Annotated in this window: 17 protein-coding genes and 9 pseudogenes; 14 read left to right on the plus strand and 12 right to left on the minus strand. The window is 58.4% G+C overall.

Features of this window, described 5'->3' with window-relative positions; genetic code table 11:
* Positions 1–177 precede the first annotated feature (177 nt).
* A pseudogene (locus QFZ94_RS41345) lies at positions 178–922 on the minus strand (IS5 family transposase).
* A gap of 99 nt (positions 923–1,021) precedes the next feature.
* Here QFZ94_RS41345 and QFZ94_RS41350 point away from each other — a divergent pair.
* From QFZ94_RS41350 to QFZ94_RS41360, 3 genes are all read left to right on the plus strand, one after another.
* On the plus strand, positions 1,022–2,287 hold the full coding sequence (locus tag QFZ94_RS41350) for an IS256 family transposase (RefSeq protein WP_429463813.1): 1,266 nt from the start codon (positions 1,022–1,024) through the stop codon (positions 2,285–2,287).
* Between the two features lie 165 nt (positions 2,288–2,452).
* Complete coding sequence (locus QFZ94_RS41355; protein WP_429463815.1) at positions 2,453–3,541, plus strand: cellulase family glycosylhydrolase; 1,089 nt, start codon at positions 2,453–2,455, stop codon at positions 3,539–3,541.
* Positions 3,483–3,776, plus strand: a complete 294-nt coding sequence (locus tag QFZ94_RS41360; protein ID WP_429463817.1) for a cellulase family glycosylhydrolase — start codon at positions 3,483–3,485, stop codon at positions 3,774–3,776. Before QFZ94_RS41355 ends, QFZ94_RS41360 begins: the two co-directional genes overlap by 59 nt.
* Positions 3,777–3,840: 64 nt before the next feature.
* On the opposite strand, the gene QFZ94_RS41365 is transcribed toward QFZ94_RS41360, so the two are convergent.
* From QFZ94_RS41365 to QFZ94_RS41380, 4 genes and pseudogenes are all read right to left on the minus strand, one after another.
* Positions 3,841–4,836 carry an IS5 family transposase gene (locus QFZ94_RS41365; RefSeq protein WP_429463819.1) on the minus strand — a complete coding sequence of 332 codons (996 nt, stop codon included), beginning with the start codon at positions 4,834–4,836 and terminating at the stop codon, positions 3,841–3,843.
* 308 nt (positions 4,837–5,144) lie between these two features.
* On the minus strand, positions 5,145–5,669 hold the full coding sequence (locus QFZ94_RS41370) for a DUF4411 family protein (protein WP_410852715.1): 525 nt from the start codon (positions 5,667–5,669) through the stop codon (positions 5,145–5,147).
* Positions 5,666–6,844 carry an ImmA/IrrE family metallo-endopeptidase gene (locus tag QFZ94_RS41375; protein ID WP_410852716.1) on the minus strand — a complete coding sequence of 393 codons (1,179 nt, stop codon included), beginning with the start codon at positions 6,842–6,844 and terminating at the stop codon, positions 5,666–5,668. The genes QFZ94_RS41370 and QFZ94_RS41375 overlap by 4 nt, the downstream gene beginning before the upstream one ends.
* Before the next feature lie 208 nt (positions 6,845–7,052).
* Positions 7,053–7,334 (minus strand): annotated as a pseudogene (locus QFZ94_RS41380) (HU family DNA-binding protein); the annotation flags it as partial.
* A gap of 1,245 nt (positions 7,335–8,579) precedes the next feature.
* On the opposite strand from QFZ94_RS41380, the gene QFZ94_RS41385 reads away from it, so the two are divergent.
* From QFZ94_RS41385 to QFZ94_RS41395, 3 genes and pseudogenes are all read left to right on the plus strand, one after another.
* The gene (locus tag QFZ94_RS41385; RefSeq protein WP_429463822.1) at positions 8,580–8,861 is read left to right on the plus strand and encodes a hypothetical protein; all 282 of its coding nucleotides are present in this window, start codon (positions 8,580–8,582) and stop codon (positions 8,859–8,861) included.
* 219 nt (positions 8,862–9,080) lie between these two features.
* Positions 9,081–10,034, plus strand: coding sequence for an IS5 family transposase (locus tag QFZ94_RS41390; RefSeq protein WP_429462112.1), 954 nt, complete (start codon positions 9,081–9,083; stop codon positions 10,032–10,034).
* Between the two features lie 295 nt (positions 10,035–10,329).
* Positions 10,330–11,500, plus strand: a pseudogene (locus QFZ94_RS41395) (IS4 family transposase).
* On the opposite strand, the gene QFZ94_RS41400 reads toward QFZ94_RS41395, so the two are convergent.
* Positions 11,497–11,697 carry a hypothetical protein gene (locus QFZ94_RS41400; RefSeq protein WP_429463824.1) on the minus strand — a complete coding sequence of 67 codons (201 nt, stop codon included), beginning with the start codon at positions 11,695–11,697 and terminating at the stop codon, positions 11,497–11,499. The pseudogene QFZ94_RS41395 and the gene QFZ94_RS41400 overlap by 4 nt on opposite strands.
* Positions 11,698–12,639: 942 nt before the next feature.
* Here QFZ94_RS41400 and QFZ94_RS41405 point away from each other — a divergent pair.
* Positions 12,640–12,867: a hypothetical protein gene (locus QFZ94_RS41405; RefSeq protein WP_429463826.1), complete on the plus strand. Its 228-nt coding sequence runs from the start codon at positions 12,640–12,642 to the stop codon at positions 12,865–12,867.
* Between the two features lie 13 nt (positions 12,868–12,880).
* Here the strand turns inward: QFZ94_RS41405 and QFZ94_RS41410 are convergent.
* A pseudogene (locus QFZ94_RS41410) lies at positions 12,881–13,105 on the minus strand (AAA family ATPase); the annotation flags it as partial.
* Positions 13,106–13,592: 487 nt separating this feature from the next.
* Here QFZ94_RS41410 and QFZ94_RS41415 point away from each other — a divergent pair.
* From QFZ94_RS41415 to QFZ94_RS41435, 5 genes are all read left to right on the plus strand, one after another.
* On the plus strand, positions 13,593–15,059 hold the full coding sequence (locus tag QFZ94_RS41415) for an extracellular catalytic domain type 1 short-chain-length polyhydroxyalkanoate depolymerase (RefSeq protein WP_410852986.1): 1,467 nt from the start codon (positions 13,593–13,595) through the stop codon (positions 15,057–15,059).
* A 185-nt stretch (positions 15,060–15,244) separates the two neighbouring features.
* Positions 15,245–15,760 carry a transposase gene (locus tag QFZ94_RS41420; protein ID WP_429463828.1) on the plus strand — a complete coding sequence of 172 codons (516 nt, stop codon included), beginning with the start codon at positions 15,245–15,247 and terminating at the stop codon, positions 15,758–15,760.
* A gap of 6 nt (positions 15,761–15,766) precedes the next feature.
* Positions 15,767–15,931, plus strand: coding sequence for a hypothetical protein (locus QFZ94_RS41425; RefSeq protein WP_429463830.1), 165 nt, complete (start codon positions 15,767–15,769; stop codon positions 15,929–15,931).
* 21 nt (positions 15,932–15,952) lie between these two features.
* Positions 15,953–16,240 (plus strand): transposase, encoded by a 288-nt coding sequence (locus tag QFZ94_RS41430; RefSeq protein ID WP_368599725.1) that lies wholly within the window; start codon positions 15,953–15,955, stop codon positions 16,238–16,240.
* A gap of 49 nt (positions 16,241–16,289) precedes the next feature.
* Entirely contained in the window at positions 16,290–16,676 is a 387-nt protein-coding gene (locus tag QFZ94_RS41435; RefSeq protein ID WP_429463832.1) for a hypothetical protein, read from the plus strand.
* 39 nt (positions 16,677–16,715) lie between these two features.
* Here QFZ94_RS41435 and QFZ94_RS41440 read toward each other — a convergent pair.
* Positions 16,716–17,436 (minus strand): IS6 family transposase gene (locus QFZ94_RS41440; protein ID WP_429463834.1). Its coding sequence is split into 2 segments (ribosomal slippage): positions 16,716–17,124 and positions 17,123–17,436, totalling 723 coding nucleotides; the frame shifts between segments, so codons are not numbered across the junction.
* Positions 17,437–17,485: 49 nt separating this feature from the next.
* Positions 17,486–17,616: pseudogene (locus tag QFZ94_RS41445) on the minus strand (IS110 family transposase); the annotation flags it as partial.
* A gap of 128 nt (positions 17,617–17,744) precedes the next feature.
* Here QFZ94_RS41445 and QFZ94_RS41450 point away from each other — a divergent pair.
* Positions 17,745–18,401 (plus strand): annotated as a pseudogene (locus QFZ94_RS41450) (IS6 family transposase); the annotation flags it as partial.
* 51 nt (positions 18,402–18,452) lie between these two features.
* On the opposite strand, the pseudogene QFZ94_RS41455 reads toward QFZ94_RS41450, so the two are convergent.
* The 3 genes and pseudogenes from QFZ94_RS41455 to QFZ94_RS41465 form a co-directional block, all read right to left on the minus strand.
* Positions 18,453–18,608 (minus strand): annotated as a pseudogene (locus tag QFZ94_RS41455) (SDR family NAD(P)-dependent oxidoreductase); the annotation flags it as partial.
* Between the two features lie 11 nt (positions 18,609–18,619).
* Positions 18,620–19,361, minus strand: a pseudogene (locus QFZ94_RS41460) (acetoacetate decarboxylase).
* 286 nt (positions 19,362–19,647) lie between these two features.
* Positions 19,648–20,673, minus strand: a complete 1,026-nt coding sequence (locus tag QFZ94_RS41465) for an IS110 family transposase (protein WP_410853355.1) — start codon at positions 20,671–20,673, stop codon at positions 19,648–19,650.
* A gap of 188 nt (positions 20,674–20,861) precedes the next feature.
* Between QFZ94_RS41465 and QFZ94_RS41470 the strand changes: the two are divergent.
* Positions 20,862–21,742: pseudogene (locus tag QFZ94_RS41470) on the plus strand (ISL3 family transposase); the annotation flags it as partial.
* Positions 21,743–22,005: the final 263 nt, after the last annotated feature.

The raw sequence follows: 22,005 nt of genomic DNA on the forward strand, positions 1-22,005 counted from the left end.
CTTGTTTATTCGTTTATGCTTTACTACATTCCGAGGCACAGGCTTAGCGGATGTAGGGACTTCCCCGTCCCGAGGCTGCGGCGGAAGCGCGAGTCGGCATCAATGTGCCACGATGACGTTGCGAACGTTCAGCGACACCAGCGAGAGAGGAAGTCCCTTTCATTCTCCAGGTTCTGTTCACATTCTCACGAGCGGTCCAAAGGCACAGACAAGCGAAGCGAAGGCGAGATAGTTCCCTGCGAGCTTGTCGTAGCGAGTGACGACACGACGAAAATGTTTGATACGACTGCAAAAGCGTTCGACGATGTTCCGGGTCCGATACAGCACGCGGCTATAGCGACGCTTGGTCTTCAGGTTCGAACGCGGCGGGATTACGGCCTTCGCACGAGTAGTGCGGATACTTTCCACAAAGGCGTTCGAGTCGTAGCCCTTGTCAGCGATGACCGCACCGGTGCGCAGATGCTCAACCAGTTCGTTCCCGCACGTAATATCGGAAACCTGTCCCTCGGTGGCAATCAACCGCAGGGGGCGTCCGGCGTCATCGACAGCCAGGTGCAACTTGGTGGTCAATCCATCTCGCGAGCGACCGAGCGCTTGCGGACCGTTTTTTTCGAGCTCCGGACGAATGCTGGTGCGCGCGCACGATGGTCGAATCGATCAACACATGCTTGATCTCGGTTTCGTCGGCCACAGCGTGGATCACGGTTTCCCACGCACCCTTGCGACGCCACCGGGAGAAACGCACGTACACCGATGCCATCTGCCGAACGCCTTCGGCAAATCGCGCCACGGGGAGCCGTCCGGCCGATCCAGAGGACAGCTCAACAAACCGACGATTGTCGGTCGCCGTTCGCCCCGGATCGCCTTCCCTGCCGGGCAAGACGGATTCGATTCGTGAGCTATTGTCGAATCTGGTGTACAGCGGGAGCGGCGGGAATTTGAGAAGGCGGTGGCGGTCTAGCGAGAATGTTGCTTGTCAAAGGCACAACCAGCGAACCCGAGAAGGCCGGACCCGACCACCATGAAGAAGATTACGCAAGAAGCGAACAGCAGTAAAGCGCAAACGAAAAGCGTGCTAGATGAGCTGATCCAGCAAGGCGCGCGGCAGATCATTCAGCAGGCAGTCGAGGTGGAACCGGCGACCATGCTCGAACAGTACAGCAACGTGAAGTCGATCGACGGCCGGCGTGCCGTGGTGCGCAACGGCTACCTGCCCGAGCGCGAGGTCGTCACAGCGATCGGTCCGGTGACGGTTCAGGTGCCGAAGGTGCGGGATCGTTCGGGCTCGGGCATCCGGTTCAATTCGACGATCGTGCCGCCGTACGTGCGCAAGTCCGCGCGCGTGTCGGCAGCGCTGCCGTGGCTGTACCTGCGAGGCATCTCGACGGGCGACATGAGCGAAGCTATGGGCATCATGCTGGGCGGCCAGGTCAGCGGCATGTCGCCGAACGTCGTGAGCCGGCTGAAGGCCCAATGGGCCGATGAGCATGAGCAGTGGAATCGGCGTGAGCTGTCGTCGGCGCGCTGGGTCTACTGGTGGGCCGACGGCATTCACACCGGTGTGCGCAGCGACGATTCCGACGGCCAGTGCCTGCTGGTGATCATTGGCGTCAAACCGGACGGGACGAAGGAACGTGTGGCCATCGGTGACGGCTACCGGGAATCGAAGGCATCGTGGAGCGCACTGCTGCTCGATCTGAAGAAGCGCGGCCTGCCGTCGGGGCCACTGCTGGCCTGCGGCGATGGCGCGATGGGATTCTGGGCCGCGATGGAGGAAGTGTTCCCGCAGACGAAGCATCAGCGCTGCTGGTTTCACAAGATGGGTAACGTGCTCAATGCGCTGCCGAAATCGCAGCAGGCTCGAGGCAAGAAGGCGATGCAGGACATCTGGATGGCGGCCACGCGCGCTGATGCACTGGCCGCATTCAATCACTTCGTCGACGCGTACTCGGCAAAGTACCCGAAGGTCGCCGAAAAGCTGACGGAAGATCGTGACGAGCTGCTCGCGTTTTACGATTTCCCGGCTGAACACTGGCAGCATCTGCGCACCACGAACCCGATTGAATCGACCTTTGCGACGGTGCGCCATCGCACGAAACGCACGCGCAACTGTGTATCGCGCGCGACGTTCCTCGGGCTGGCGTTCAAGCTGATCGAGTCGGCCGAAGAATCGTGGCGGCGCATCCGCGCCCCGGAAAAGCTCACTTCGATGCTTGACGGGATGACGTTCAAGGATGGAGAACCGGTGACCGACAGCACACCGGCTCAGCAATCGCTAGCCGCCTGATTACGCCGAGACCGCATACACCAGATTTGACTTTAACTCCGATTCGTGCCCATACATCATCGCTCAGTAACGTTCCAACCATCTTGGCCTGCTCGCGCAAAAGACGAGATGTACTCACATTTACATCGAATGTAAACAGACCCTGGTCGTGGAGTTCATTGCATCATGGAATTGGAACCCGGAAGCTCGCTCATCGAACCTGAGCGTTGGCGCAACTTTTTGGGGACAGCTCTCATCACTGTACTGCTCGGCGCGTGTTGTGGCGACAACGGGGGGTACGCCCCGCAAAGCCAGTCTCGCACCGACAGCGTCAATAACGCGACGGCGAAACCTTTCTCTTCAAGATCGCCTATCTGGCTGACGATCGCTGACGAGGGCGACGCGCTCACTGTAGACGCCGCGCAGACCGTGCGCTTTGGTGCAGGCGCCGTCTGGGTCGAGAAAACCGTAAATGATTCAGGGCGATGTGACTCTGGCTTCTTTGGGAAGAATCCGCTCTCCGGTGCGCCGAAGGTTTGCCAACGGCTTCAGAGCACTCGCGGTCTGCTCTGGCGTGGCGTCAGTTTGGCCGGCGCCGAGTTCGCGCCTGGCAGCCTACCGGGCAACTATGGCAGTGACTATAGGTATCCGACTGCCGACAGTGTGGCTTACTACAAGAACAAAGGTATGAACATTGTGCGTCTGCCTTTTCTCTGGGAGCGGCTGCAGCCGACCCTCAACGGACCGTTTGATGTCACAGAGCTGTCACGCCTTGTCGCCTTCGTCAAACCCGTGACGGCGTCCGGCGAGACCGTAGTGTTAGATCCACACAACTATGCACGCTATCGCGGCAATGTGATTGGCTCGAGCGCCGTACCTGATAGCGCCTACGCCGATTTCTGGTCGCGCCTCGCATCCCAATTCAAGGACAATAAGCGAGTTGTGTTCGGGCTGATGAACGAGCCGAATTCCATGCCGACCGAGCAATGGCTATCAGCGGCCAACGCCGCGTTGGCCGCGATACGCGCTGCCGGCGCGAGCAATATGGTGTTCGTACCCGGTAATGCGTGGACGGCGGCGCATAGTTGGACCCAGAACTGGTACGGCACTCCCAATGCAACGGTGATGAAGGACGTTAGGGATCCGGGGAACAACTTCGTGTTTCGAGGTGCATCAATATCTCGACAGCAACAGCGCGGGAAGTTCGCCAGATTGTGTGAGCGCCAGCATCGGCGTAGAGCGTCTGCAAGACTTCACCACGTGGTTGGAAAGTAACGGTTACCATGGGTTCCTCGGAGAAATCGGCACGGGTGCAAACGATACCTGCAACCAGGCTCTTGGCAATGTGTTGGCATTCCTGCACGGGAACGCCCATGTGTGGACAGGATTTGCATATTGGGCAGGTGGTCCGCTATGGGGCAACTATCCATATTCGATTGAACCAACCAATGGGGTCGACAAGCCGCAGATGTTCGTGTTGATGCCATATCTGAATCAGGCCTCAGACTAGAGAATGAAAGATCCTCTCAGGGGCTTTGTCCGGATGGCTACGAGTTCCCGTGCCATGGACGCGACTATGCATTTTTGACGCAAACCGGTTTGCCGAAGGCGTTCCACCGGTTCAGCAGGTTGGCGATGATTATGCCTTCGCCTTCCTGCGACGCAAGCTCCTGCGTCAGCAGGCGCTCGCCGATGCAGCGCTTGATGCGCGAGATCTGCGCCTCGACCAGCGAGCGCACACCGTAGCCGTATTTCTTGTGAAATGCATAGATGCCTTTGTCCTCGACGTATCTGACGATCTGGTCATGCCGGCGGGTTCGCTCCTCGCCGTGTACGACAGCGTGAGCTGGCGGTGGGATGACGGGCGTCACGCCCGCGCCTGAAAGCGCTTCGGTACGCTCGATGCTGTAGTACGCGCCATCGGCAATCACCCGATCCATCGGCACGTCAGCGGGCAGCACGGCGTCCATTCGTTCGCTGTCCGATACTTCTGTAGTGGTGATGCGGATCGCGTGTACGTTCATGTCAGCGTAGATCGACAGATGCATCTTGCGCCACGGCGTGCGCGCGGCCTTCTGGGCGTACTTTGCCTCGTACCACTGGCTCGCCCGCCCAAAGCTCAATCCCGTGCTGTCGACCATGAGACTGATCGTCCCGCCGCGCGCGAGACGTCGGGCCAGCTGTTCGCAACGCTGCGTGACGCTCACCTCCAGTGAAGCGAACCGTTCGCCCAGCTGACTGGCGCTGGGCACCGGGATGTCCAGCCCGCGAGTCTTCCAGTAGTCCTCCATATAGCCGGTGATCTGCCGCATCCCCCAACCGAACAGCCGGTAGAAGGTAAAGATCAGCTCGATGTACGCCGTGGTGTAGGTCGGCTCACGCCCCGACACGCCCGGCGTACGGATCTTTGCGTTGATAAGCTGCGCCTTCAGATCGCCGCCCGGCACATACAGGCTGATCATGCCGCCCTTTCTCAGGCTCTGGTTATACGCCCGCGCGTTCGTCACCCGGTACCCCGGCTTCTTGCGCTTGCGCGGTTCACCCGTCTTTAGTCTGGCTTTATATGGCATTATTCAACGCTGGCTTCATGATGTTGCGCTTCTACACAACCCGCACCATCTTTGCAATACCCCCATCCGGACAAAGCCCCTTGCAAGCACTTGTCTTTCGACAGCAATAATTGTCCGCTACGCGCGGCACGGTGGTCGCGCAACTTTTTCGTGACGAAGGGCCTTCCAATATCCCGCCAAAGCAGCGACCAATTTTTGGCCTCCGGCGGTCAGGCGAGCGAGGTTGACCGAGCTGGACACCACTTACGGCAATAGCCACGTAAAGCCGAGTTTCCTCTCAGTAAAGCCGAAGTCAAATGATCGCCCCGTTAGGGCGCCGGCTTGATCCAAGCGGTCGTAAAGCCAAGCTCCCGCAACATCGTAAACGTGTTGCAAACCGAAACGCCATTGTCGTGGCACACGTCTGGCACGCGGCGATTCGCTCGCTTTTTGCCCGGCGCAGATACTTCGATCGACACCACAACGCGGTTGTCGGGGTCCGCTGCTGCGTATGCGATCAAGAAGGGGTCTCGCCCAACTTCTTCAAGCTCCGTTTCATCAAGGTCCGGAGCGTAGCCGTTCGCGATGACATTCGTAACGATTTCTGGGTCGGCATCCTCTCGCAAAACCAGCTTCTCATAAACGTCTGCGCGATTGAGCCATGTAACGAGGGCATCCTTTTTAACTTTCCCGCCACCGTCGCGGACCTCCTCCAAAGTCTCAATCGGCATCTTCACATGCCCTCGCTCGGCCATGTGAAGCAGCCAGTCCCAGAATACCGGTACCATCTCCATCGAGTAGTAGTCGCGGTTGGCGGTGATCAGTACGTTAGCGTCAAGAAGATAGAGCTTCATGCAGCCCCTACCAACGCTTGAACATTGGTCGGCCGGACTCCTAAGATGCGACCCGCTTTGGTCGGTGTCACAAAGCCCTCTGCTATCGCTCTACGTGTGACTTCAACGAGGGCATTGCCTACCCGATGTCGCTTCACCACGTAGTAGTTCGGGCCTCCCGCCGCGTCTGCTAACTGTTCCTTCTTTTTGGCTCGCTCCGCCTCCCAGTTCCGACGGAACTCTTCCGTAAGCTCCGACCACTGCTTGCTATCAATCTGGCGGCGTTTAAGCAGTCTATAGACGACGAGGGCGCGGCTCACTTTACGTTGGCTCGCGAAAGTGCTGACAGCCGAAATCAGTTCGTGCCGATCGCCGCCCAAGTGCCGAAGTTCGTCCATCTCGGCCTCAGGCAGAAGAATCTCACTTGCGACCTCATTGCAGAACTGCTCGATCTTCTGCCCGAAATCGGCTCCGCTCACGCCAGTACGTCCAAGCCAGATATGCGCCAACTCATGAAGCAGAGTGAACGACCATGCGACCTTCGCATCCTGATCGTTGACAACGATGAACGGCGCCACTTTTTCTGCCAACGCGAAACCTCTGAATATCTCCGTGCTAAGTGCCGTGTGATGCGTGCCAAGGTTTCCGATGAGAAGCACAAAGACGCCCAGCTTCTCAGTCAGTCCGCGCAAATAGTTGAACGACTCTTCGACAGTTTTTCTACGCCGAAACTCGTCCAGATCTAACGAGAGCCGTTTGCAGATCACCTTGGCCGCTTCGTCCACAGGTTGAGTCAACGCGATACTGCCGACGAAATTTAGGGGCTCCGCCTCGTCCGCGTCTTCGAGAATCGATTTCACCAGGCGCTGGCGGACGAACACATCGCGGACGAGGGCATCCAACTTGGGGGCACTTTCGAACTCGCGGCCTCCGGGAAGTGTTCGGAAGTCCTCGCCCCGTGCGCTTTTCACGGGAGGTTGCTGGAGATAGAACGTAAGAAGCGGCCGCCGATAGACCTTCGCCATCTTAAGGAGCAAGGGTCGGCTCGGAGCCTTCGCGCCCTGCTCATACTCCTCGAGAGCTTCATGGCCGCTTTGCCGGGCACCTCCGAGTTGCAACGATTTGGCGGCCTCGTCGATGCCGAGGCCCGCAGCTTCTCTAGCCCATACGAGGATTTTGGGGTTGACCTGCGGCATCTTGATTGAATTCGATACTTAATAAGACAGACGCATTATAGGCGCAGATCGCGGCATCCGGCGCGGCGTGGGCGTCGCCGTTAGCTCAATGGCACGTCTGAATCACATCTTTCGGGCGGCGGAAGCGAGCCTCAGCGTTGGACTCCGTTCCGCGTGTCCTGAAACACCTTTCCGGCCGCGAAGTGACCGTCGGGAAGCATGCGTGCTCTCATGCACCGTTCACGGCATCCTTGAACGCCTTGCCCGCCGTGAATTTGACCGTCTTCGCCGCCGCAATCTGGATTTCGGCGCCGGTCGCCGGATTCCGCCCGACCCGCGCGGCACGCGCACCGGTCGAAAACGACCCGAAGCCGACCAGCTGCACGGTGTCGCCCCGCGTGACCGCGGCGGTGATGGTACCGATCACCGCATCGAGGGTTTCGCCGGCCAGCGCCTTGGTGGTGCCCGTCTTCGCGGCGACGGCATCGACCAGTTTCTGCCTGTTCATTGATTGTCCTCCAGAGGTGGAGAAGTGAAGCCGTCATCCTACCCGATCCGCGGGCGTGCCCCAACCGGCGCGGGCAAGCACGGAAGCGGTCCGCCAAGGTGTGGTCACGCGCGAGCGGCGACGACGAACACATTCCGGCTTGGTACCCGTGCCTGGGTCGATGGACAGCTGCGGCGAGGGACGGCGCTTTCCCGGGGAAGCGACACCGTTCGCTTCCCACAGGTGTCGCCCTGGCGGGCGGCCGCCGGCCCCACAGCCCAGCTACCTGGCCCGGAAAATCAGTAAAGTAATTTTCTGACTAATAAAATGTCCGCAAATGAAGGGGCGGATAGCCCCAACTATCCGACCCTTCATTTGCAGTGGGGTTATCGGCTTGATCTTGAGGGAGTCGCCGAACCGCGGCGTGGTGTCCAAGCGCTGTTAGTTTTTCCCTGAGCGTCCGAAACACGGACGAGCGCCTTTGTTTTCCCGTTGCGTCGCAGGCCACAAATGACCCAAGCGGCCTGCTTAAGGACGTCCATCGCAACCATGGCGCTACAGGTTGCAGACGCTCCCGCCGAAGCGTCACCAAGACTGACGCCACTCACGAAGCGCTGTACGGCGCCTTGCGCCAGTAGCTGGCCATTCTCAAGAAGCTGAAGATCGATGCGCTCGCTCCCCTGTCGCTGTCATGTATAACGCCCACCACGCTAGGATGGTTTCCGCTCACCGAGTTTTCATGGGACGAACAGAAAGACGTAAAAGCCGTGCTGGCCTGCCGGGGACTCGATCTACGTGACTTCAGGATCACGGACAATGACAGCCATCCGGCGAGCGCCAGCAAGGCGGTGAGCCGGCGGATCTCCGTAACACGGATCGCTAACGGGAAGACGGCAACCTACGACACCGATCACTTCGCTCCCTGGCTCTCGGATTTCGCTGAAGCACTCGAGGCGGGTGAGTTCGACGACTGAGACCGCGGCGTTCACACGTTTGTCCGACGACTGCTTGCAGAGGTTGCCCCGCCCGTCATGGTGTCTCGCATTCGAATGCTGACTTGTTTCCGTCGCAATTCGTCGCACATCCATGGCAACGACCAGCGGTTCTCCTGATACAACGCCCGGACGCTCGAGGACAGCCCTATCCTGAGCGTCGTGGACTCACCAACGTAGGCCCAGTAGCGCAACCGCACTGATTCGCTACCGCAGTTGAATACCTCAGCCTAGACTCTCAGAAGAATTGGCAACCGCGACTAATAAGGAGACCGTCGTGGAGCGCACCAGATTCCTCGCAGCCTCCCGACAACTGGCAGCCGCCGCCGAAATTCTGGCCAAGGCTGGTCCCCAAGACGGGCGGCTTGATGCGTTCGAAATGCTCGCGTTCTTTCGCCAATTCGACGAGCCTGGCCTCGGTTTGAATGTGGTCGAGACGTCCGACGACGAGCTCTTCGCGCGCACCAGTGACGCCGCTGTAACTATGGCTGGACGTAACGAGTTTGCCGCGTCGCATGCGCTTCTCAAACAAGCACGGTCGCTCCTGCCCTTTACATGAAAAGGCATGTGTGAATTGCGAGTTTCTGCCAAGAATCGCTCGGCAGCAATGCTATTAAGATAAGAAAGATTATCTTAATGGACGCCTTAAGCATTACAGTGTTGAAAGAACTGGACGCTCACACAACTAAAGTTGTTAAGGAAGGTCTGCAAAAGTCCTGGCATTGACGCCCCGTTCAGCTATCCTGGAAGCATCGCGAATTAGTTGAGGAGAAGAGTAATGTCGCAGTTGGGTCTTCACCTGGATCTGTCAACCAAGCGCACGCGCAAGCGGGAATTTCTCGATGAGATGCGGCGTGTCGTGCCTTGGTCGAAGCTGATTGCGCTGATCGAGCCGCACTATCCGGCAGGCAAAACCGGACGGCCGCCTTTCCCGATCGCGACGATGCTGCAAATTCATTTTATGCAGCAGTGGTTCGGTCTGTCGGACCCTGCAATGGAAGAGGCGCTGTACGACGTGCCGCTGTATCGCGAGTTCGCGGGTCTCGACGGCGGCATGGTGCGTTTGCCGGATGAAAGCACGATTCTCCGGTTCCGCCATCTGCTTGAAACACATGGGCTGGCCGCGCAAATGCTCGCACTGGTCAATGAGATCCTGACGGAGAAGGGCTTGATGCTAAAGGCTGGATCCGCAGTCGACGCCACCCTGATTGCCGCGCCCAGTTCGACAAAGAACGGTTCCGGCACCCGGGATCCGGAAATGCACTCGACGCAGAAAGGCGGCAACTGGTATTTCGGAATGAAATCGCACATCGGCGTCGACGCAGACTCCGGACTGGTTCATACAGTCATTGGAACGGCGGCCAATGTGCACGACACCACCGTTGCCCAGGCGTTGCTGCACGGCAAGGAGACGGATGTCTACGCTGACGCCGGGTATCAGGGAATCGAAAAGCATTGTAAGGCCGACGCAGCTCGTTGGCATGTTGCGATGAGACCGGGCAAGCGCAGACTACTGGACCAGAGTAATCCTCTGGACGCGATATACGATCAGATCGAGCGGCTCAAGGCCGGTATCCGTGCCAAGGTTGAGCACCCGTTTCGCGTCATCAAGCGGCAGTTCGGCTATGCGAAGACCCGCTATCGCGGTTTGATGAAAAACACTGCCCAGATCACCACGTTGTTCGCTTTGAGCAATTTGTGGATGGCGCGCAGAGCTTTGCGAAACGCTTAAGATGGAGCCGGTGCGGGCATATGTTTCACCGGTACAGCCTCCGACTGGTGACTGTACCGGGCGATCTCCGCACAAGGAATGTCGTCGCCGTTCAGACTGCGATGCGTGTGGAAAATCGCCGCTACGAAAACGACTTCTGCAGAGCTTCCTTAACAGTAGTGTCCGGTTTATTTGAGGTCGACAGGCTGGAGGGCGCCTGCTGACGCGGGGTTTGAGGATTTCGAGGGTGTCCACGATTTGAATTTCGAAAGCAGCATTTGCGATCCTTTCGGGTTTCGACGACCCGGGGTAGCGCATGAACGTGGGCAAGACGCTGTTTGCGCAAGTTATGGAGTTTGTGCCTTGGAAGACGTTTGGCCGCATCATCGATCGACATCGCGGCGACGCGGGTGTGCGCACGCTGGGTTGCGCGGATCTGTTTCGCATCATGGCCTTCGCGCAGCTGACCTGGCGCGAATCGCTGCGCGACATCGAGGCCTGCCTCGCTGCGAATCAGAGCAAGCTGTTTCATATGGGTTTGAAGAACGTGCCGGCACGCTCCACCTTGTCGGACGCGTTGAACCTGCGAGACTGGCGTATCTATCATGCGCTGGCAATGCGGCTTATCACCCGTGCCCGTGCGCTCTACGCGACCGAGTCGCTGGACATCGACCTCGATGCGACGGTCTATGCGCTCGATGCCACGACGATCGACCTGTGCCTGTCCTTGTTCCAGTGGGCGCCGTTTCGCACGACCAAGGCTGCAGTGAAGATGCATACGCTGCTGGATTTGCGTGGCGCAATTCCCGCGTTCATCCACATCAGCGACGGCAAGATGCACGAGGTGGGCGTGCTTGATTTCCTGCCCATAGAAGCCGGTGCGTTTTACGTCATGGATCGCGGCTATCTCGACTTCGCACGACTTTTCAAGCTGCATCAGGCGGGTGCTTTCTTTGTTACGCGCGCCACGAGCAACATGAACGCGCGCCGCGTCTACTCGACCGCCACCGACCGGAGCACGGGTGTGATCTGCGATCAGAGTATTGCTCTGAACGGTTTCCGCGCTTCGCAGGACTACCCGGGAACGTTTGCGGCGCATCCGTTTCAAGGATCCGGAATCTGGCAAGAACCTGATCTTCCTGACCAACAACACGACGATGCCGCCCTTGACCATCGCCGCGCTGTACAAGAACCGTTGGCAGGTCGAACTGTTCTTCAAGTGGATCAAACGGCACCTGCGCATCAAGCGATTCCTTGGCACAAGCGAGAACGCCGTCAAGATGCAAATCTGGTGTGCGGTCTCCACCCACGTACTGATCGCAATTGTCAAAAAGGAGCTTCAACTCGATGCCTCGCTCTACACATTGCTACAGATTCTTTCGGTCTCCGTGTTCGAGAAAACCGAGATTTCATGCGCCTTGAGGCCTGATCTACAGGCGCCAGAAATGACGCAATCCGCTAACCAGCTGAATCTATTCGAAATTTAACCGGACACTACTGATATTTCTTCACAGGTATGCCGGCCATCCAAATAACGCTTCATGCTAAGGAATTGTTCTCGCGAACCGGCAACCTGTTCAATTTCAAATCTTTCTTTTCCCACGATCATCGTTAAACGACCTGAAACATCGATGACAAGTGTGCAGTGACGCAGACGCGGTCGATTCCAGCGATCGAATGTCATAGTGGATGCCTCGGAAGAAGAGTCTATGCCGGATGGATCATTTAGTCTTTTCTTAACTCAGGTTCTGCTATCGCTGCGCACAACGTTGTACTAGATTAGTAACGGTGCATTCTTTTGGCAAGGAGAGGTTGCTCTCACTTCGACTTTGCTCGCGCCGCTCGAACTGACATTCCATAGGCCGATCGGTACGTCAGCAATCTGCAGACGCAGCCCGTTTCGCCTTTACCGTTCATATTTGGAGAATCAACATGGCTACGCAACCACTGACAGTGGTAGTCCCACGCGGAACGAAAGTCGACATCAAGGAAGTGGACGCACTATCGAGCGAAGACCCACGAGCGACAGACGACCGGGATGCGTTGATAATTGGCGGGGAAAATCTAAAGATTGCCGTCCGAAAAGCCGCCGCCCCCGCTGCTGGTGCTGCTGCCGCGTTCATTACAATGTGCGGGTAAGCATGAAGTGATTTGCATGTCAGCACATCGGAAACCGCTAACGCGGTTCCCGATGAATTGATCGCCGACGCTCTTTTCCCTGCCGAAAATCTATGCTGCTGTAATCGTACCGCTGTTTAACTCTCGCAGACGGATGCCGACGCCCCACTCTGGAGGAGACTTTGAAAGATAAACCTGCATTCAGCTATCCTGCAACCAGTCGGTATGACGGGCCCGAGTTCGAAGAGTACTGTATTAGCGAACAGAAGTACCTACCGGCAACGAGGGACCGCACACCGTGCCTTTCATGTCCACTTTCGAACCTTTGTCAGGCGGGATTCGATGAACAGGTCCGGCGCTTGCAAAAAGGAGAGAACCCAAGCCTTACCGAATGTTGTGCGTTTGATCCAAAAGCCTTGACACCGCAGGCGCTACTCGAAAACCTTACGCGCGAGCAGAAAGCGTTCGTTATATCCAAGATCCCGACGTTCAAGCTATCGGAGCCATCATGAGCCACGATATTGTTGCGTTGCAATTGGAAGCTAAGAAGCAGTTGGCACAGAAAGCAGACCTTCTATCAAAGCAACAACTCGAAGCAAAGAAGCAACTGGCGCAAAAAGCCGACTTAGTATCAAGACAGCAATTGGAAGCGAAGAAGCAGTTGGGGCAGAAAGCTGACCTTCTATCAAGACAACAGCTCGAAGCAAAAAAACAGCTAGCTGAGAGTCCTGATTGATTGCTATCGACTAGAGGCTGTTTGGGACAACGGTCTCGCAATCGAGACCAATTGCAATCTTGGGATCGGCAAAGCCGAAGTGAGCAGCATATTTCTCACTGATCCAGACGACTTTGGCCTGTCGGTCGACGATCAGGGTGCCCTCGCTTGAATTAATGAGGGTGTCGAAGAGCGAACGCACAGCGCGCCGCCAGACATAGCTGTAGTCGCTCAGGATTGTGCCGACCTCGGTTGCCATTCGGATCTTCTCCTCGTGTGACAGCGCCGCCCGGTCCAGCTTGCTATGAACCGTCTCGGACCAGAGACGAAGGCGAGCAGTGTCTCAAGTTGTGGATCCGCGCGGGAGTGGGATTTCCCCTACCAATCCAGTTCTGTGGCTGGTGCTAGCACATTTCCGGAAATGAAGTGTGGATTCCTCAATGTCGGACTGCATAGGGGTGGCGGAAAAGGATGGGAAAGCGGTCTTTGAGCGTTGAGGGACGCGCCTTGCCCGACGGTTACGTGGCTCCGCTGGCGCGATGCCGTATCCACAATGGGCATGGCATGGACGCTGCTTGTGGTTCGCGGCGGTGCTAGGGGCGGCGGTTCTGTCCGTTTGCTTCTCGACGAAGATGGCGAATTGTCACTTCGCATCGCGAACCAATCATCCCATCGAGTCTAAATGCCCCCACGTCCCGGGGTGCTTGCCTCTCGACAGCAGTGTCCATACAACTAAAGGAGACGTTATGCAACCGCTCTCACGACCCCAAAGACGATGGATTGTTGGCTTCTTCGTCGCGCTGGCGACGACTCCTGCGTTGGCCGCGGTCACGCCCGGACCCGGAACCTGGAGTGGGCAGCAGATCTGGGCCACAGATTCGGTGAATGGCGGCAACCTGACCGGCTATTACTATTGGCCGGCGAGCCAGCCCACCACTCCCAATGGCCAGCGGGCACTGATACTTGTGCTGCACGGTTGTCTGCAGACCGCGTCCGGCGACGTGATCAACAGCAGCAGTGCGGCCGGTTTCAACTGGAAAGCAATTGCAGATCAGTACGGGGCGATCATTCTGGCGCCGAACGCGACCGGCAACGTTTATAGCAACCACTGCTGGGATTATGCGAACACGTCCCCGAGCCGCGGTACCGGGCATGTCGGTGTGCTGCTGGATCTAGTGAACCGCTTTGTTTCCAATTCGCAGTACGCGATCGACCCCAATCAGGTGTACGTCGCGGGCCTCTCCTCGGGCGGTGGCATGACGATGGTGCTGGGTTGCATTGCCCCCGACATCTTCGCCGGAATCGGTATCAATGCCGGGCCGCCGCCTGGAACGACCACGGCGCAGATCGGTTATGTGCCAAGCGGCTATACGGCTACGACCGCGGCGAACCAGTGCAGGGCATGGGCAGGATCGAACGTCGGCAAATTCTCAACGCAGATCGCCGGCGCGGTCTGGGGGACGTCGGATTACACGGTCGCGCAGGCGTACGGCCCACTCGACACTGCCACTTTTCGAATCCTCTATGGCGGCACCTTTACCCAAGGGGCGAAGGTGACGATTCAGGGCGGCGGAACGAACACGCCGTATTCCGACAGCAGCGGAAAGGTTCGGACGCACGAGATCTCAGTTTCCGGCATGTCGCACGCATGGCCGGCCGGAACCGGCGGCAACAACGCGAACTACGTGGATGCAACCCGCATCAACTATCCGACATTCCTGATGGACTATTGGGTCAAGAATAACCTCCGCGCGGCGTCGGGGCCTGCACCGTCAGGCTCCGCACCGAGCGGCCTCGCAGTGTCGGGAACAACACAGACGACCGTTTCTCTCTCGTGGAATGCCGTTGCAAATGCCACCAGCTACAGCGTCTATCGCAACGGAAGCAAGGTGGGCTCGTCCGCATCTGCCAGCTATACCGATTCAGGGTTGATCGCTGGGACGACCTATTCCTACACCGTGACCGAAATCGATCCAAATGCGGGTGAGAGCGCCCAATCGTCGTCAGTCTCGGCGACGACGCAATCGAGCTTCGTGTGCACCGAGACGACGACCACTAACTATGCACATGTACAAGCGAGCCGAGCGCATGATTCCGGCGGCACGGCCTATGCGAACGGGTCGAACCAGAGTATGGGGCTGGACAACGTCTTTTATTCGAACACGCTGGCGCAGACGTCTGCCGGATACTATGTCATCGGCAATTGTCCGTAATACGGGACGCGTTTGATGAACGCCTGAACGGACATCCTGTCCGTTCAGGCAAACCTAACGATGGTTGTTTCCGACATGGTGGCCGCGTTTTTCGTTCGACCGGGCTTTGTTCAAGAGGGCCGCTTGCGCGGCGGCCGTGGGTCGGGTAGAAGGAGTCCGGTGATCTATCCGACGAGCGAGCTTTCATGCCTTACAAGGCAAGACTGAAGACGGGCGAACCGCGCAAACGAGCGAAGCCGGGCTATGCGGTAACAAACGCGCACGAGTACAACGAAAGCCTGAAGCGGCGCGGGCAACTCAGCCTGTATTGTCCCGACGGAGACCTGAAGGCGCTGTTCATCAACGACACGCCCTACCAGAAGGGCGTGTCGGGTCAGTCCCGGACGTACAGCGATGCGTACCTCGAACCGATCTTCATCTTCTATCGGCTGTTCGGCTGGGGCATGCGGCAGATCACCGGCCACATGCACGAATTCTGGGCGCTGCGCGGACTCGACATCGGGGTACCGAGTTTCGGGCTTCTGAGCGAGCGGTTCCGTACGCTCGAGGTTCAGGTCAAGCAACGCTGCGCTCGCGTGGCCGAACGCCTGCGCAACGGCGAAGCCATCAGCCTGATCGTCGACAGCAGCGGCATGAACTTTGGCCGGGCCAGCGAATGGCATCGGCAAAAGTACGGGCGCGACGCGAGCCAGACGCCGTAGCGCAAGATGCATCTGTCGATCGACCCGGAGATGAATGTCCACCAGATCGCGATTACCGAGGACAACGTCTCCGACGAGGCGGGCCTGAATGCGATGCTGGCAGTCGACGCGAACGTCGACTGCGTGATCGCCGACGGCGCGTACTACAGTATTGCGCAGACCGAGGCGTGATCAGCCTGCGGCGTGCTGCCGGTGATTCCCCCACCGGCCAATGCGGTCGTTCACAATCAGCCGGCGACGCGCTGGCACGACCATCTCGTTCGGTACATCAAGGACAAGGGCATCCATGCGTTCCGCAACAAATACGGGTACGGCCAGCGCGCGCTGGTCGAGGCGCAGATCTCGCGAATCAAGCGTTGCATCGGCGCGCGGCTACTGACGCGCAAAACCGAATCGCAGCAGCGCGAGGGCGTGATTATCGCGAACCTCGTGAATCTGTGGAACAGTTTCGGCAAGGCTGTTTGCGTCAAAAATGCCTAGTTGCGTCTGCAACCAACTGCGGCTCTGCCCTGCTGAACAAAGCCCACCGATGCCATCTTTGCTGGCTCGGTACAGGCTTCATGACGACAGCCTGCTTGATCTAACGGTTGTTCACGGCGATGGCACCACGACGGCCGCCAAGAAAGGCGGTGACAACCTCGGCTACAGCGGCCACAAACATCTGAAGGGTGACAAGGTGGTGCCATTCTGCGATCGCCACTGCAACGTCATCGCGCCCTTCGTCAGTGCCCCAGGTAACCGCAACGAATCGCCCCTGCTGCGCGAGGCGCTGCCGAAACTCACTGCAATGGCCCGCGCCATCGGCGCAGACCTGCAAGGCGCAATCGTCAGTCTGGATGGCGTCTACGACTGTCGTGCCAACCGACGCGCGATCTTCAATCGTGGCATGGCGCCCAACATGGTTCTGTTGCAGTAACGGTGTCGGGACGAGAAATGTCGATATGATAAGTATTGCTTATGACACAAGGGAGTAAAACTGCTGGGAAGCAGACGACGGGTCTTTGCCCGCACATTTCATCTGTCCTTTCCTGATCATGTGCATTACCTCGATGCCGCCGAGAATGACCCTCGCACGGTGGAAGTTCTTGAATCCCAGCATCGGCCGGATCCGGCGTTTGATAGCCCGATGGTCCTGTTCGACAATGTTGTTCAGGTACTTGATCTGACGGACCTTGATCGGCGTCTCGCAATCGGCATTCACTGCATCCAGTGCGGCCAGATTGGAGCCGCTTTTGTCGATGGTCACGGTCTCTGGCGTACCATTATGGGCGATCGCCTTTTCAAAGAACCGCCGGGCAGCGACCTTGTCCCGCCTGGCCATGAGCAGGAATTCGACCGTGTCGCCCGCCTTGTCCACTGCCCTAAAGATATTTCCACTCGCCTTTGATCTTGATATAGCTCTCGTCCATTCGCCAGCTTTCCCCAACCGGACGCTTGTGCTGGCGGAAGCTCCTTCCGAAGAGCGGCATCAGTTTGATGACCCAGCGGTACACCGTCGAATGATCCACCGCGATACCACGCTCGTCCATCATTTCCGCAAGATTGCGCAAACTCAGCGAATAGGCCACGTACCATCGCACGCACAGCAAAATCACTTCAAGCGGGTAGTGAAGGCGCTTCAGGACCTTGGCCAGGCCCGGCGCGAGGGTGGTTCGCGGTGTCTTCGTCTTCTTCATCGCACAGCTCAAAAATTCGCTACCCAATTTTAGCGTGGGCCTTACTGCAACAGAACCTGTCGGCCCCGGTCGTACCGGTCTTGCCCAGCAGTTCGATCTCGCCCGCGTCGATCGCGTAGGCGACCGTGATCGAGCCTTGTGAAAATCCAGTCCAACGTACACCGTGCTATCGTTTCGCATGCTGGCCTCCGTGCTGGAAATCGCCGGGTGTGGCACCGTCCACACCGTGCGGCTCTGGCAGCGATGCTAACCCGCGTTCAGTTTCCCCACGGCGGGCCAGCCCCTGCCTCACGCAAAGTCATACTGCCTTCCGGTTTAGCCTGAGCCTGCGCGACATCGAGGAGTTGTTGCTTGAGCGTGGCGTTGTGGTCGCATATGAAACGATCCGTTGCTGGTGCGACAAGTTCGGCGCTGGATTCGCTCAGCGTGCCAAACCGGTGCGGCCCAAGCCCGGCAGCACCTGGCATTTAGACGAGGTATTCGTGACGCTGCGCGGTGAGCCGTATCTCCTGTGGCGCGCGGTCGACGAGCATGGCGCCGAACTCGACATGCTGGTGCAAAAGCGTCGCGACAAGGCCGCGGCAAAGCGCTTCTTCCGGCGGGTGCTACGTTCAAACCCGGTGCCACGCAAGATCGTTACCGACCAGCTGCGCAGTTATCCGGCCGCGAAGGCTGATATCCCTGAGCTTGCTCAGGTAAAGCACGTTTTCGTCAAAGCGGCCGCACGCGTGAACAACCGCGCCGAGAACAGCCACCAGCCCACCCGTAGGCGGGAACGCCAGATGTGCGGGTTTCGCGAGGCGCATCGCACGCAGGCTTGTCTTTCGTGCTTCGGCCCGATCCGTCAGCACTTCGCGCTATCAAGACATCAGATGAACGCCGCTCGTCATCGCGCTATCCTGAAAGAACGTCTCGCAACATGGCATGGCTGGACCGTCTCAGACCCGGTTGAGACGGTTGACTGATAAGGATAACTATGCATGTGCCGAGACATTGGCCTACAGTACCCATGACAACGCCGCCCGGATTTCTTCCGCCGTCGCATTGGCAGCGTCCAGATTGAGGTCTGCGATGGCGACCAGCGCGCCTTCGCGTGCATAGGTAATGGCGATTTCCTTGCCGATGCCACTTGCCGCGCCCGTGATAATGACGGACTTGCCTTGCAGTTTCATGATGGTTCTCCTCACTCGGCAAGATAGTCGTGAACCACCGTGCCAAGGCCAAGAGTCAGATCGGAAAGGATGTGCACGCCCGAGATCACTTCCAGTACCGGCAGCGACGCGACAGGCGCGAGCGCATGATGGAACAGTTCTAGCGCTGCTGGACCTTCCCACGCACCCTTGACGGCGATGTCCTCGCAGAAGTAGCGCACGAGTTCGCAGATTCGCGCCGTGCCATCGACATGCGGAATGATCTTGAGTAGATAGTTCGGCGCCGAAAGCGACGCGAGAATCTTGTCGTGCGGCAGCGCGCGATGCTTGTAACCCATCGTCGCGACTGCTACCGGAACCGGGCCGTACCTCAGGACACCGCCAATCGTGTCCTTTTCGATCCGCAATTGCGGAGATGCAAGCTTCTTGGGAAATCCCCAGATTTCGCGTCCACCGGCAATTGGCGGCTCATCGTCGAGAAACATGGCGTGCACATAGTCGCCCACCTGGCCCTGGAACCGGACCGGGATGACCTGGCCGCTTTCCGTGTAATCCCCGAAGCCGGTCGAATCAGGCATCCGGATGAATTCAAATTTTACGAGTGGATCGGTCATCTCCAGCGGCGCGGGTATCACTTCGGCAAGTACGTCCGGATTCAGTCCGATAGGTAATGATGAGGAACTCGCGATCGACGAAGCGATACGGGCCCGGCGGAAACGCAGGGCTCGTGAGCGGCATCGCGAAGGCGCGCTCTTTTACATCGGTTTCGGTCATGATGTGTGCTCCTGTTGCGGAGGTTTATCTATGGTCACCCCCGTTTTTGCAATGCTGAATTTTTTGGCGCGTTGGGTTTGCGTAAATCTATCCGGCGTCAGAGCGGGATGAGCCGTCGCGCCTCGATGAGAATCGCGCCTGATGGTCCTGATAACAGGGGCAGCTTCAGAAGCTGGTTAACCTCTCAGGGTTTCCGTCAGGCCGGTTTGCCGTTCACGTCATCAGTATTCAGCAATCGCAAAACCAGATGGATCGACTTCGGTAAAGCAGTTCGGCGGGAGGTGGCTCATCGAGGGGCGCTTCGCGTGCATGGGTCGAATACAGCGTCGCGACTCGCAATGGCCCAGGCTATTCGCGCGAACTTGTTAGCGAGCGCACAGGCCACTACGTTTGAGTGTCGTCGCGCGAGCATTGAGCGCACCCAGTCGGCCATCTTGCCCGTGTGCCTGTTCAGATGCAGCATGAAGGCACGGGCACACTGGACGAGCAACCGGCGAATGTTCTTGTCCCCCCGCTTGGAAATTCCCAACAGGTTCGACCGGCCTCCCGTACTGTACTGGCGGGGGACCAGTCCGACGGCAGCGGCAAAGTCGCGGCCGCATCGATACTGCTTTCCATCGCCGAGTTCTGAGGCAAGTAAGCTTGCGGTAATCGGTCCAACTCCCGGAATGGTAAGCAGTCGCTGGGCTATAGCGTCATCCGCAAGCTGCCGGTTGAGCTCCTTCTCGATCTCGCCAATCTGCTCCGAAAGATATTTGAAATGCGCATGCAGGCGCTCAAGAATCGCGACGAGACGTGGCGGGAGGGAGTGCTCGGCCAGCAACGCGGGCAGGCGCCTGACAACGGCATTGCCGACAGGTAGCGTGACGCCGAATTCAAGCAGGAATCCATGCATCTGATTGGTCGTGCAAACCTTGTCCCGAACGAGTGAGTCGCGTACCCGGTGCAGGGCAGACAGTGTCTGCTGCGATACAGTCTTCGGCGTTACGAAGCGCATTGACGGTCGGGAAGCTGCTTCGCAGATTGCCTCGGCATCGACGAAATCGTTCTTGTTGCTCTTCACGAACGGGCGTACGAACTGCGGCGAGATCAGCTTTGCCTCGTGCCCGAGTTCGGCGATCTTGCGTGCCATGCAGTGCGCACCAGCACACGCCTCCATGACTATCGTGCATGGATGGAGCGTGGCGAAGAACTCAATCAGTTGCTTGCGCGATAACTTTCTGCGAAACACCGCTTTACCCGCCGCATCCTGACCATGAAGGTGAAAAGCGTGCTTACCCAGATCAATACCGACCAATGTGACGTTTTGCATGGCAGATCTCCCAAGGAATCCCGGCAGAGTACCCCTGCTGCGGGGAGGGGGTGACCATCCCATTACAGGGGGGGAGGTCGTAGATGTGAATGCCAGGGGCGACCTCCATTGCGCTCGGCCATTCCGGATGAGCAGTCGAGTAGCGTACGTCGCTTTGACCGAAGTCCCACAAGTCCATCACAGTGGCGCAAATGCCTTTTGCTGCGGTGGCCCGCGCCGTCGGCGAGTCGTGGCACCGCGTGCACGCGATCTGCAAGCGCTACGTCGAACTGGCGTTGGCCGAGATCGATCTGTCGGACGTGACGAACGCTGCCGTGGACGAGACCTCCTATAAGCGTGGGCACAACTATCTGACTCTCGTGGCCGACGCCAAGCAACGCAAGGTCGTGTTCGTTACCGAAGGCCGGGACGCCGCCACCATCGAGCAGTTTGCCGCCCATCTGCAAGCGCACAACGCCACGCCCGGGCCAATCACCTCGGTCAGCATCGACATGTCGCCTGCCTTCATCAAGGGCGTCAGCGAGCACCTGCCCAACGCCCGCATCATCTTCGACAGATTCCACGTTGTCGCTCAGGCATCGTTTGCTCTGGACAAGACGCGCGGCTCGAACAGAAGACCGACCCGGCCCTCAAGGGCCTGCGCTGGGCACTGCTCAAGGACCGCGATCGGCTGAGCGTGGCGCAGCGTGCCGATCTGGACGCGCTCGTTGCTAACGTCACGACCAAGCGCACCGCCCGGGCCTGGCTCTATCGCGAGCAATTGCGCGACATCCTCGATCGCAAGCAGATCAACGTCGTCTCCGAGATGCTCGAGCAGTGGTGTATCAACGTGATGCGCTCCAAGGTCGAACCCATGAAGGAGGTTGCGCGCATGATCCGCAAGCACTTCGACGGCATCGTCGCCTGGACCCAGACGCGTCAGACAAACGGCTTCCGGGAGGCCCTCAACGGCCTTTTTCAGGCCGGCAAGCGACGCGCGCGCGGTTACGCCAACCTCACGACCATGCGTACGGTGCTGTTCCTGATCGCCGGCAAGCTCGACTTCACTTCGATCAACCCGCACGCGGCACAACCCACTCAAATCTCAACAGAGCCACATTTTTCTTACGATTGTATTCGAACGGTGGTCTTCCACCTGCACACATACGGGCGCGCCCCTCGCCAGTAAAGGCGTCTGAAGATTTTCAGAGGGACGGTTCGCAAGTTTTACGCGCGATCGTTCAGAAGGGTAAGCGACAACTCAGTTTTGTCTGATAATAGTAGACGCCCCCGATCTGGAGCGCAACATCTGTTCGCATGAAGTGTACGTTCCGGTAGGGACCGCGCGCTCTT

This window comes from Paraburkholderia sp. JPY465 (assembly GCF_050436725.1).
In the GTDB taxonomy this organism is placed as follows: domain Bacteria; phylum Pseudomonadota; class Gammaproteobacteria; order Burkholderiales; family Burkholderiaceae; genus Paraburkholderia; species Paraburkholderia youngii.